Here is a 12,418-nt window from a genome sequence, read left to right as displayed (position 1 = left end):
GTTCTTTTTATTCTCTGTGTTTCAAAGCAAATCCAGCGTCAATTTTATCCCAGCTAACATTCCTGTCAGCATATCTCCGCCAGATGTTGAACCGATTGCCAAAACCGCTAGCATTTTTTCTTTTAAAAGCTCTTCATCTTCTCCAGAAAATAATTCGTTTAAAAATGATCCGATTCGTTCTCGTGACACGCCTTTGATTGCCCAATCTAAGGTCGAAAAGCTGATAATATTCGTTCTTTTTTTTAACTCATCTCGACTATTGTACAACCACTGTTTTAATGAATGATACGGATAATTAACTGTTGTAAAAATAAGAGCTAATCCGACTAGAAAATCATCCCCAGATGGCGTTAAACCTGGGCCTAAACCGATCACTCGGTTTAGCTGTTGCCTCGCCTGAAATAATTGTTTCTCCTTCAGGTAAATCAACAATTGTGCTGATTCTTTCTGAAGCATCCTATGAATCATTTTCTCGTATGCGGTGGCCTGTGTTTGATTTAGTAAGTAGCCACCTTTACTTTCCAAATGGTTTAACCACTGTTCTAGCTGTTTCAAACGTTCAGTAATTCTTGAATACTCTTGTTTCCTTGGAAATTCAACTTTTGGGTACTGCCATTCACTAGCACTTTGGGCTTCGATTGTAGCAATACTGCCAATCACTAATTGTCCATTTCTTGAAAAAACAGGTGTCTTTTCACTCACCCGAGGTCGATTGTTAAAAAAATCTGTTACCCTCAAAGTATTGGGCGCATTATCTAATTCAGCTGTTGCTATCGTGTATAATTTTCCAGACTCACACTTTATATTTATAGTTTGCTTAAAAGTACTATGCACTTCTCCTTTCCATGATTGATTTTGAATCTCATACAAGAAATTTCGAGACCCTGACAAGGATTGGTACGTTCGCATCTTACTCACTTCCTTAGTCGTTTGTCTTCTTTACACTATTAAATTTACAACAAGAAAGCCTTTTCATATACAGATAGAGTAGCTGAATATTTTCTTTTCCAGTTGTACACTTTAACCAATTGTCGTATAGTTAATAAAACAAGATTATGAGCTAGAAAGATGGTGTATCATGCTAACGGTCAAAAACTTCCTGCAACTTGCTCCGTTCAAATCATTCCAACTTGTCGCTGGTGCAAAGGGACTTGAAAATAAAATCACTGGCGTCAATATTTTAGATAATCCAGACGCTTCAGACTGGTTGTCAACTGGTGAATTGCTGATTACTTCTGGGTATTTTTTTAGTGAAAGTGAAGACATACAAAGGCGATTTATTCAACGATTTAAAGAAATCAATTGTTCTGCAATTTGTATCAAACCACATATCTACTTAAAAGGAATTCCTGAATCTATGCGAAAATTAGCCGATGATCTTGCTTTACCGCTCATTGAAATTCCTTATGGGATCGCATTTTCAAAAATCATGAACATTGTTATGGCAGAAATTTCTGGTCGGATGAATGAATTGAATCAGGCTTCTTTAGATATCCATTCACAATTTTTTGAAATCTCACTACACGGTGGCGGTATGAAAAAAATTGCTTTAGGTTTAGCAAAGATGGTCGATAATCCTGTTGTGTTGGTTGATACAGACTGGTCAGTTGCAGCTGTCAGTGACCCTGAACAACCTTTGATTCAAGAATCTCTCAAAAAGACTGGCGACACTTTTACCTTCCCAGTTCAGATTTTTACTGATTTACCCACGGATTTTGAGCGGATACAAAAACCAATCACTCGAGGAATCTTTTTTGATAAGCAAGAATATCCTTGCGTGATTATGCCTGTTTACTTTGATACGATCCATTATGGTTTCATTCTGGTTTACCAAATAGATCACCCTTTGACGGACCTTGATTATGTTGCTTTAGAAAATGGTTCGATGGCATTTGCACTAGAGCAAATGCGCCTTTTTGAGATTGAGCGAACGGAAAATCGCATTCGTCGTGATTTCTTCGATCAATTATTATCAGGACAAATCAAAGATTTAGAGGCTTTAGCTGCTTATGATACAACGATTGATCCAAGCTTGAACTATACAGTTTTGATTTTATCAATTCAAACATTCGGTCACGAATCCGATTCTTTGATGAAAAAGAAGCAATCTGAAGATCGGCTAATGAAAAGCTTACTATCATCGCTGACAACTTACACAACTAATCGTTTTCCTCAACTTCATTTGTTTAGCAGAAAAAACCAGTTAGTGATGTTGCTTGGCACCGATCCAAAATTAAGCATCTTGAAAACACACAATGAAGTTTCTGATACTGCCGAGCGGATTCGTATGTATTTAGAACAACAAGGACAAGCTGAACGAGAAATCTTTTGCACCATTGGTTCAACATTACCGATTCTCGAGTTATCACAAAGTTTTGAGGAAGCAAAAAAAGTCATCCAATTACTTGAGGATGACTCTAAAGAAGAGAAAATTTATTTTTTCAATGATTTCTACTTTGATTCTTTTTTAGTAGATTCAATTTCAAAAGAACAAGGAAAAAAATTCTATACACATTATTTAAACACGCTGTTGACTTACGATAAGCAAAATAAAACGAGTTTTACCCCAACCTTAAAGACATATCTGGCTCATCATCTAAATATCGCTACGACTTCTAGAGCCTTATTTATTCATCGAAATACACTGCTTTACCGGATTGAAAAAATCAAAGCTCTGCTGCCAGTAGATTTAGAGCAGGAGAAAAATACCTTCGCATTGCAATTAGCGTTAAAATTGTATGAATTGCACCACTAAAGTAAAAAAAGCCGAGAGGAATAAGATCCTTTTCGGCTTTTTCGTTATTCACTTAATTATCTACCCACAATAAAAGTCAATTCACATTCACAAACTTTTTTATCTTCGACAAAAGCTGTCGCTTTCCCAATTCCAACGTAGTCTCTAATTTTCACGATTTCAAAATGTAGTTTCAACACATCTCCTGGAACGACTTTTTGACGGAATTTTGCTTTATTGATTCCACCGATATAAGCTGTTTCTCCGTTAAACTGTTCCATTTTCAAAATCAAGATCGAACCAACTTGAGCTAATGCTTCAATAATCAAAACACCTGGCATTGTTGGGTTTCCAGGGAAGTGTCCTTGGAAAAATTCTTCATTGATCGTTACGTTTTTTGTAGCGATGATTTTTTTCTCTGGAATGATTTCATCCACATAATCGATAAAACAAATTGGGTAACGGTTTGGAATCATTTCCATAATTTCTGTTGCATTCATTAATCTTGTCATTGTTAGTTTTCCTCCCATTTCTTCATACAAATAACGCCGTTATGTCCGCCAAAGCCAAATGAATTGCTGATTGCATATTCTGCTTGTACGGGGCGTGAGCCTTCTGTTACATAATCTAAATCACACTCTGGATCCTCTACTTGATAACCGACTGTCGGATGGGCAACACCTTCTTGTAATGTTTTCACACAAGCAATCGCTTCAATACCACCAGCAGCTCCTAAAAGGTGCCCTGTCATGCTTTTCGTGCTTGAGATTGGAATATCATAAGCACGCTCTCCAAACACCCGTTTTAACGCAGCAGTTTCAGCCGCATCATTGGCAGGCGTTGATGTCCCATGCGCATTGACATATCCTACAGCAGACGCATCGATCGCCGCTTCTGCTAAAGCCAATTCAATAGCATCTGCTGCGCCACTACCGTCTTTTAACGGTGCTGTCATATGACTAGCATCACAATTACTGCCGTAACCTACGATTTCTCCTAAGATCGTCGCACCACGTTTTTGCGCATGCTCAAGTTCTTCTAACATTAACATACCAGCACCTTCACCCATCACAAAACCGTGTCTTTCCTTATCAAATGGAATCGACGCTCTTGCTGGATCTTCTGTCGTATTCAACGCACTCAAGGCAGCAAAACCAGCTATACCGATTTCACAAATCGTCGCTTCCGTTCCACCAGTGATCATCATATCAGCCAATCCGTATTTGATGGTACGGAATGCTTCGCCGATGGCATTAGTTGCTGATGCACAGGCTGTAACGATTGTTTGAGAAGGTCCTTTTGCACCTAGTTTGATTGAAATATTTCCTGAAGCCATATTTGCGATCACCATCGGAACAAAAAACGGTGTCACTCGTTTAGCGCCTTTTTTATCCATCACTCTGACTTGATCTTGTAACGTGGTCATTCCACCAATGCCGCTACCTACGATCACGCCAAAACGTTTAGGATCAATGGTTTCTGATGTTAAGCCGCTCATTTTCCAGGCTTCCATTGCAGCCACAACGCCATATTGAGAAAATAAATCCATCCGTTTTTGCTCTTTACGCTCTAGCACTTCGCTTGGATCAAAATCTTTTACTTCGCCTGCAAGTGCAACACCAGTATCTTCAGAATCAAATTTTGTAATTTTAGCGATTCCTAATGTTCCATTGACTAGATTTTGCCAATACTCTTTTACCGTATTTCCTAAAGGAGTCACCGCTCCCATTCCTGTTATTACAACTCGTTTCATCGTGCACCTCCGCTATTGTTTTGATTATCAAATTAAAAAATACTTGCTTAAACAACACTTTTTTGTTTAAATTTAAGTAAAATAGTTTGACTTTCAAAGTATTTTGGTTAATAATTCAGACATCCGATAAAATGTCTGTACGAGTGTTGTTTATTGATTAGAGAATTTTTTTATCATTCTCAAACAGATAATACCAGTTGCAATTTTATCCGTCAACTTAAATAAAATCAGATATTTAGATTTTATTAAGATGTGAGACCTTTTCACACACTAAAATAATTATAAAAGGGGAAAAATCAGATGTTTCTAAAAAATAAAAAAGTCGTCGTAATGGGCGTAGCAAACAAAAGAAGTATTGCTTGGGGATGTGCCAAAGCGTTGAAGGAGCAAGGTGCTGATATTATCTACACTTACCAAAATGAACGCATGAAAAAACAATTATTAAAATTAGCTGAACCAACTGATTTACTCGTTGAATGCGACGTAGCATCGGACGAATCGATTGCCCAAGCGTTCCAAACGATCCAAGAAAAATTCGACAAGATCGATGGCTTAGTCCACGCTATTGCCTTTGCAAATAAGGAAGAATTAGATGGGAATGTCAGTGATATCACTCGTGCTGGTTATTTATTAGCCCAAGATATCAGCAGCTATTCTCTTTTAGCGGTCGCACATTATGCCAAACCAATGTTGAATCCAGGTTCAGGTATCGTTACGATGACTTACCTAGGTTCTGAAAGAGCGATTCCTAATTACAACATGATGGGAATTGCCAAGGCTTCTTTAGAGACTGCTGTGAAATATTTAGCTTATGAATTTGCAGTAGATAAAATCCGTGTGAATGGCATTTCAGCTGGTGCGATTAAAACACTTGCGGTAACTGGCGTAAAAGATTACGATCAATTGATCAAATTGTCAGAAGACAGGACTCCTGATAAAGCGGGTGTCACAATCGAAGAAGTCGGCAATACGTGTGCCTTTTTAGTCAGTGAATTAGCTGCCGGTATCGTAGGAGATATTATTTACGTAGATAAAGGCGTTCACCTTACTTAGCCCAAAAAATAAAGTTGAGGCAAAACCAACAACGTTTTGTCTCAACTTTGTTTTTTCATCCTGCTTTCAGTGTCTAAATAAGTTTCTGGATGTATACACTATTTACTTTCAGCATAAGCTGTAAATCAAAGTAATAGTATGGTAACTGCTGAGTCAATGTAATCACAAGCGAGCTCAGTAAATGAGTCGCAATCAACGTCACGATCAACTGCAGCCAAGTGTTAGCAAAAAAATCGTAACTATTGACCAGACTAGCTGTCCACAAGATGCACCACGGATGAATAAAGAAATAGTATTTTCCTAAATCTCTCAATCGTTTTACATCGATTTTTTCATCTACTTGTATAAACAAACTCCAGCAAAACAGACAGCTCGTAAATGGAATTAACATCCACATAAAATTCTTATCGATCCCAACATTTGAATACACGATCATTCCTTCAATTACTAGCAGAACTCCTGTAAATACTACAAGTATCCCTAAATATTTTTGGGCGCGAATGATTTTTTCTCGATAATCCCACAAAAAGAATCCAATGACCACAAATATTAAGGCGAAAAATAAACCGTTACGCGTTGTAATAAAAAGACTCATATACTGATCAAAAAAAGCTTTCAACTGCGCGTTGCCGATATAAGCATAATAGGTTTCCAATGAACCAAAACCGTATAGTAAGGTCGCTAGACTAAAGATGGTGATATAACCTGTCTTTTTAAGCAACCACTGAACACATATAATGCCAAAAATCGCTGCGGGAATATACCAAAGATGATAATAAGTTCCAGTATAAAAGACACCAACTATTAAAGCGACCGGATATAATACTGGACTAAGGGAATAATTTTGCTGAATCCACATCAATCCAATCGGTAAGTAAACAAGGCTCCAAAATAAATAGGATTTCGCCAGTGATTTTATATAACGCTTTATGTAACCGGGTGATTGCTGCTGTCCTCTTCTAACAAAGTAGCTCGTCGCAATCAAGAAATATGGTACTGCAAATCGGCACAACACATTCTTAAACAGATGATTGATTACCGGGTCATCAAAGACACGTTCACAATGAAAACAAATAACTAAAATTGCTGCAGCATATTTGATTAGATCAATTCCATGAGTATTCATTTGCTTGTTTTTAACCAACCCGTCGATATTTCTCACCCCCGCTACTAAAACACTGCTTACTTTTGTTTTATCTCTTAGGTTTAATTATAACAAAGCCTATTTTATATTTTATCGGTACAAAGGCTGATATTTTAGTAGTGCTTAAGAGCTAGCTACTGATGCTCTTTCTTAAATAAAAATAGAAACATTGTCAGATTTTTTTTCTGTCGAATGTTTCTATCTCTTTAGTTAAATTGAATGGTCCGATACCAAGAATGCGGGCCATCCTCCCGATATTTTTCAAGTTGTCCACCAGCCATCGAAAAACCCGCTAACGTAATAATTAACCCAATAATGGTCAAACCAACGCCTACTCTGAATAGCATCTTTTTATTTGTCATGATAACAACCCCTTATTTTGAATTAAACGAGATACTGTATTTGAAAAACTTCTTGAAATTTTGATAACATAGTTTGCCATGTTAAGCGTCGCTATACCGCTAAGAATAGCTAATCCTAATACTAAAATACTCACACCTAGCTGCGTCACTGCAATAAAGACACCATCTTGCAGTGCAAAAATACTAGCAACCGAACTAAAGACGGAAACAGCTAAACCCACTACTGCAAAAAGTCCTGTTGAAAAAGGCAGACACCAAATAACAATGTACGCAGCAAGGATAACTGCAATCAACGCTAATAATAAACTACCCCAAAGTGGAAAACCCAGAATCAACAATCCAACCATCAACGGATTCGTACGTTTTTTCGGTTGAAAGTTTCCTTCTTCAAAGGCTTCTTCTAAAATCTTACTTGCTACAATCGCTGGCTTTCCTAATTTTTTCACTGCTTCCTCTTCGCTTTCACCATCTTCTATATAATCTTCGATTAGTTCATCATAGTAAAGTACGAATTGATCTCTTTCTGATTCATCTAAGCGAATTAACCCTTCTTTTAACTGATATAAAAATTCCTGCTTATTCATTTTTCTCCCCCATTTCAATAAAATAATACACCTTCATTACTTCATCCCAATCTTGAATAAATTCTTTGATCTTCTCTCTGCCAATCTCTGTAATACGATAATATTTTCTTAAACGACTATTGTGTTCTAGCGAGTATGTTTCTACCTCTTCTTTTGTTTCTAACCGCTTTAAAATTGGATATAATGTTGATTCTGAAATTGTTATTACATTTGATAAATCTTTGATGATTTGATAGCCATAGGAATCAGATTTTTTTAAAATGGCTAAGATACAGTATTCCAATAAGCCTTTTTTTAATTGTGAATCCATAGTATACCTCCTGACACGTATTACTATACATTACATAGTATAGTGTGTCAAGGAGTACTTTTTCCTCTTATTTTAGAGGAAAAAAGTATTGTTTAGATCCAGTGATAAGGTTATTCCTGAAAAAAGATAAGTTATTGTAGACAAAGATGCAAATATTACAAAGTATATTGAAAATCATCAAATGACCCATGAAGGAAACGGAATGTATCGGATCAAATAATAAAAGCTAAACTTAACTAAATTGAGATACACAATTGTTCTATAAAAAAATTGACTGGTAATGCCTTCATTATTCAATCGAAGACATTATCAGTCAATTTTCTTTTTAGGTAATCTATGTTGTAATAGTTTATACTTGCACATCAACTTTTTCAAAGTTTATTTTTTTTAATACGCTGCTCACGACACCAAACCAAGCTTTATCCATCACTTAAAACATTCAAACAGAATAACATTAGCTTTAACTACGAACACCATCATTCCCTTGACCGTAAAACAATGGAATATTTTCCCCATTATCACGAATTGCCTCAACAGCTGCTTCTTCATTTTCTAACTCTAAGGCTTTTTGAAATACTTCATTTATGCTGATCTGTACTGAAGAAAATAGCTCATGGTGCCAAATCGCATGAGCAACGTTTAACGATTCAACCCAAAAGTAAAAGCTCTGATCTTTCGTTACAATATCAATCAATGTCACAAAGTTTCCACCAACATTTCGAAAATATTTTCCAAACTGGAGGTTGATCTCTACAATATCAGTCAACGGAAAACTAGCAATCTGCTGCTCTACAGGAATATTAACAGCAAGTTTAAACGTTCCGATTTGATCGATTGAAACAGTCTCGTTATTAAAACGACACAAACAGTTGGCGTACCCCATCATTTTTGAAAATGTTGCTTTTGGGAAGATCTCTTCTTCGATTTTAATGAATGTATTTACTCGTTTTTCTTCTAAAAATAGCGGTCGGATATCTTGAGCATAGGCACTGTAGAATGCCGTCACATTTTTTTCTTCTTTATTCTGCTCCATCTGGCTTTGCCTTCTTTCCTTTCCATCGAACAAGCCTCTAAAGAAACCAGGCTTTTTACGTCCTAAGAGAACATCCACACTGATTTTGAAATACTCAGAAAGTCTTACGACATTTTCCAAATCCGGAAGACTTTTTCCTAGCTCCCATTTAGAAATCGTTTGACGCGAAATGTTCAAGTAGTCTGCTAATTCCTGTTGCGAGATTCCTTGTTCTTGACGGAACTTTTTGATTTGTTTGCCAATTTCTACAGTCACTATAATCCACTCCCTTTTAAACGTCTAGCGTTCTTGCCGCATAAATGCGTTGCTTTCCTTTATTATACAGTAATGCCACTCGCAACGAAGCGTTGCATGTTGATTTAACAGCATATATGTAAAAAACTCTACCACATTCATGTTTAGTCAATGAATGTGGCAGAGTTTATCTTTAGAGCGGTTAACCATTATTTCTGTTTAGCTGTTTAGCTAATTGAAATTGGGTAAGCTGTAAGGTCACACCGATTTTTTGTAACTCACGATATTCAGGAGTTGCCATGTCAAAGTTGTTTAGTTTAACAGTAACACTATTTTCTTGTTCTTTTAAAGTTAGCAAGATATCCATCATTAATGGCAGATGCTGCTCTTTGAAAAGCTGGACCTGTTTGAGCGTTACTCCTTTACCCGAAGCTTCCTCTGCTAAATTAAAACTAATTGAGCCAATTCTTGACTCATTTTGATAGATCGCATAATTTTGATCTAAAAAAATAGAACGGTTTTGCCAAGGTGTCCATTGCTTTTCAGTCATTGCTTGTTCTTTTGATGTAATAGGTTGAAAATAAATGGTACTTGCGGCTTTTGCTGGCACAAGCAAATCAACTGAACCAACTGCCAGCTCATTCACAACGCTCAAGCCTTTTGCTTCATATAATTTTCGTGCACGTTCATTCGTTGCAATCACTTCAAGAATCAGGTGATCACATTGATTTTCCCTCGCCAAGCGTTCTGCATAATCAATCAATTTAGAGGCCACTTTATTTCTGCGATATTTAGGGATCACAGCCATCCCGCCAACCCACATCACTTTGGTCTGCTGAAAGGTTTGAATCCCTAAAAGGATGATACCAGCGAATTCACCATCAATAGAAAAGACGGCTGAAAGATTTTTTGAAAGACTCAGCGACTGGATTCTGTGTTCCAACGTAGCTTGATCGACATGAATTGGTAACAGGTAATCACTAAACCCTTGATTCCAGGTTTCTACTACTTGTTGAAAATCAGCTTGATCGATTGTTATAAACATCATTGTTCTCCTTTGTACTTTATTTCTTTAACTATAAACGATTTTGAAAATATTCATAGTTTTTTGAAACAATGATAGTATCGACTGTAAGAAACCATTCAAATCCTTCTTGATTACAAAGACAAACCTGATTTTCCTTAACCGCAATCAAAGTAGTTTCTAAAACGACTGTGACAACCAGCTGCTCCAGCTTTTTCATCAGTTCAACTCGTTTTGCTGAAGCGAAACAATCTGACAAAATTTCATCAGAATTTTCTAAAATAGTCACTTCTTTTCCTTGCTCAGCTAATTCTATCGCAACCATACATTCTAAATTTCCACTTCCAATAATCAAAATCCGGTCAGCCAGCTGATTTTCAGGTATTTGTAGTCCTTCTGATTCTCTCATCGGAAGCTGATAGACCAAACACTCTTTCAATCTTGTTACATTCATCCAAACTCACCTCATTGTCTAATCAGATGCTTGTCAGCAACTGTATAAACATGATCGGCAACTGTTGAATAAAACTGTTCATCATTTGAAATCAATAAGACACTGCCTCTAAAAGCTTTTAAGGCATCTTGCAGGGCTTTTCTTGAATCAACATCTAAATGATTGGTCGGTTCGTCTAAGATCAGGAAATTACTTGGCTGCATGGTTAAATCGCACAGCTTCACTTTTGATTGCTCTCCACCACTCAACATATAAAGATTTTTTGAAGCAATTTCCCGTTTCAAGCCACATTTTGCCAATTCGCGGCGGACATCTTCATAAGTCAGTCTGGTATACTTATTCGCTAACGCTTCGATCGGTGTCCATTCAGTATTTTCCCATTCGATTTCTTGTGAATGGTAGCCCACAACAACTTGAGGGGAGAACTGAGCTTTTCCAGAAATTGCAGATACCATTGAAAGTAGTGTTTTCACTAATGTCGATTTACCTAGACCATCTGCGCCAGTGATCACGATTTTCTCCCCTTTTTTGACTTGCAGATCACGTACTGTTAGCAATGGTTCTTTGTACCCTACAGTAAGTTCATCGATCGTCATCACATTGGGTGAGCTTTGCGGCATTAATTTAAAAGAAAAATTAGACTTCACTTTCTTCTCAGGTTCTTTCAAGCGATCCATCTTTTCCAAATGCTTTCTTCGACCTTGCGCCATTTTTGTTTTGATACCAGCGATATTTTTCTGAATAAAGGCTTCGGTCTCTTTGATTTTTCGTTGTTGCGCGTCGAATTGACTTTGATACGCTTCAGCCAGATGCGCTTTTTGTTTTAAGAAATCTGTATAGTTACTGTGATATTTTTTGATCGAGCCAAAATCAATATCACAGATACAGGTTGCAATGTTACTTAAAAAATCAGTATCGTGGGAAACAATGATAAAGGCATTTTCAAAAGCATTTAAGTACTCGGTCAGCCATTCAATGTGTTCTTGATCCAAATAGTTCGTTGGTTCATCTAAAATCAAGACTGACGGTTTTTCCAATAGCAATTTTGCTAAAATAACTTTGATTTGGTCTCCACGGTTCAAAGCACTCAACGTTTGATCCGCGTCACCATCGCTGATGCCAAGTCCTGTGACAGCTTTACTGATATCATTTTCGACTTGATACAAGCCTTTGATTTCTAATTGTTCTTGATAGGTTGCAGCTCTTGTCAATAATTGATCGTCGCCTGTTTCTCCATAGGTCTCGTACAGTTTCAGCATCTCTTTTTCTGTGTCAAATAATTCTTGATACGCTGATTTTAAAAATTCATTGATCGTAAGGGATTGATCCATATCGACATATTGGTCTAAATAACCTAATGTCGCTGCTGGATTCCATGTAATTGCGCCTTCATCTGGTAAGACATTTCCCAAAAGCATCTTCAATAACGTACTTTTTCCAGCACCGTTTTTACCGACGATTCCCATATGTTCCTTGCTTCTTAATGTGAACGAGCTGTTTTCGTAAAGCTGTTTATCTGGTACTGCATAGCTTAAATCTTTGACTTGTAATAATTCCATTCTATTTTCCTCTTTCATGTGGTTTCATTGATTTTTACTAAAGAACATACAAAAAAGACCCATAGACAAAATGTCTAGGGCCTTTTTAATCTATATATTCTTCAGTAAATAGGCAAACTAAATACATAGCAAACACGTGCTATTTTTTTTAGTATACTAAATTTACTGATGAAT

13 protein-coding genes are annotated in these 12,418 nt (G+C 36.8%); 2 read left to right on the top strand and 11 right to left on the bottom strand.

Annotated elements, in window-relative coordinates:
• Positions 1-21: 21 nt before the first annotated feature.
• Positions 22-702, bottom strand: coding sequence for an oxamate carbamoyltransferase subunit AllH family protein (locus tag RV15_RS17515; protein ID WP_245791436.1), 681 nt, complete (start codon positions 700-702; stop codon positions 22-24).
• 376 nt (positions 703-1,078) lie between these two features.
• Here RV15_RS17515 and RV15_RS17510 point away from each other — a divergent pair, with 376 nt between their 5' ends.
• The gene (locus RV15_RS17510) at positions 1,079-2,755 is read left to right on the top strand and encodes a PucR family transcriptional regulator (protein ID WP_071879288.1); all 1,677 of its coding nucleotides are present in this window, start codon (positions 1,079-1,081) and stop codon (positions 2,753-2,755) included.
• Positions 2,756-2,811: 56 nt separating this feature from the next.
• Here RV15_RS17510 and fabZ read toward each other — a convergent pair whose 3' ends face one another.
• Entirely contained in the window at positions 2,812-3,246 is a 435-nt protein-coding gene (fabZ, locus tag RV15_RS17505) for a 3-hydroxyacyl-ACP dehydratase FabZ (protein ID WP_010763756.1), read from the bottom strand.
• A 2-nt stretch (positions 3,247-3,248) separates the two neighbouring features.
• Complete coding sequence (fabF, locus tag RV15_RS17500) at positions 3,249-4,487, bottom strand: beta-ketoacyl-ACP synthase II (RefSeq protein WP_071879287.1); 1,239 nt, start codon at positions 4,485-4,487, stop codon at positions 3,249-3,251.
• 300 nt (positions 4,488-4,787) lie between these two features.
• On the opposite strand from fabF, the gene fabI reads away from it, so the two are divergent.
• The gene (fabI, locus tag RV15_RS17495) at positions 4,788-5,540 is read left to right on the top strand and encodes an enoyl-ACP reductase FabI (RefSeq protein WP_071879286.1); all 753 of its coding nucleotides are present in this window, start codon (positions 4,788-4,790) and stop codon (positions 5,538-5,540) included.
• Between the two features lie 73 nt (positions 5,541-5,613).
• Here fabI and RV15_RS17490 read toward each other — a convergent pair whose 3' ends face one another.
• The 8 genes from RV15_RS17490 to RV15_RS17460 form a co-directional block, all read right to left on the bottom strand.
• On the bottom strand, positions 5,614-6,702 hold the full coding sequence (locus tag RV15_RS17490) for an acyltransferase family protein (protein WP_245791434.1): 1,089 nt from the start codon (positions 6,700-6,702) through the stop codon (positions 5,614-5,616).
• Positions 6,703-6,890: 188 nt separating this feature from the next.
• Positions 6,891-7,046: a hypothetical protein gene (locus RV15_RS18800; protein ID WP_167364117.1), complete on the bottom strand. Its 156-nt coding sequence runs from the start codon at positions 7,044-7,046 to the stop codon at positions 6,891-6,893.
• Entirely contained in the window at positions 7,043-7,630 is a 588-nt protein-coding gene (locus RV15_RS17485; RefSeq protein ID WP_071879285.1) for a DUF1700 domain-containing protein, read from the bottom strand. Before RV15_RS17485 ends, RV15_RS18800 begins: the two co-directional genes overlap by 4 nt.
• The gene (locus RV15_RS17480) at positions 7,623-7,940 is read right to left on the bottom strand and encodes a PadR family transcriptional regulator (protein ID WP_071879284.1); all 318 of its coding nucleotides are present in this window, start codon (positions 7,938-7,940) and stop codon (positions 7,623-7,625) included. Before RV15_RS17480 ends, RV15_RS17485 begins: the two co-directional genes overlap by 8 nt.
• A 460-nt stretch (positions 7,941-8,400) precedes the next feature.
• Entirely contained in the window at positions 8,401-9,228 is an 828-nt protein-coding gene (locus RV15_RS17475; RefSeq protein ID WP_071879283.1) for a helix-turn-helix domain-containing protein, read from the bottom strand.
• A gap of 181 nt (positions 9,229-9,409) precedes the next feature.
• Positions 9,410-10,252, bottom strand: a complete 843-nt coding sequence (locus tag RV15_RS17470) for a GNAT family N-acetyltransferase (protein ID WP_071879282.1) — start codon at positions 10,250-10,252, stop codon at positions 9,410-9,412.
• Positions 10,253-10,283: 31 nt separating this feature from the next.
• On the bottom strand, positions 10,284-10,685 hold the full coding sequence (locus RV15_RS17465) for an FAD-dependent oxidoreductase (RefSeq protein ID WP_071879281.1): 402 nt from the start codon (positions 10,683-10,685) through the stop codon (positions 10,284-10,286).
• 11 nt (positions 10,686-10,696) lie between these two features.
• Positions 10,697-12,244 (bottom strand): ABC-F family ATP-binding cassette domain-containing protein, encoded by a 1,548-nt coding sequence (locus RV15_RS17460; RefSeq protein WP_071879280.1) that lies wholly within the window; start codon positions 12,242-12,244, stop codon positions 10,697-10,699.
• Positions 12,245-12,418: the final 174 nt, after the last annotated feature.

The sequence above is a fragment of the Enterococcus silesiacus genome (assembly GCF_001886225.1).
GTDB lineage: Bacteria > Bacillota > Bacilli > Lactobacillales > Enterococcaceae > Enterococcus_L > Enterococcus_L silesiacus.
Note: the sequence above shows the minus strand (reverse complement) of the source record. Positions and strands in the feature narration are given on the sequence as shown.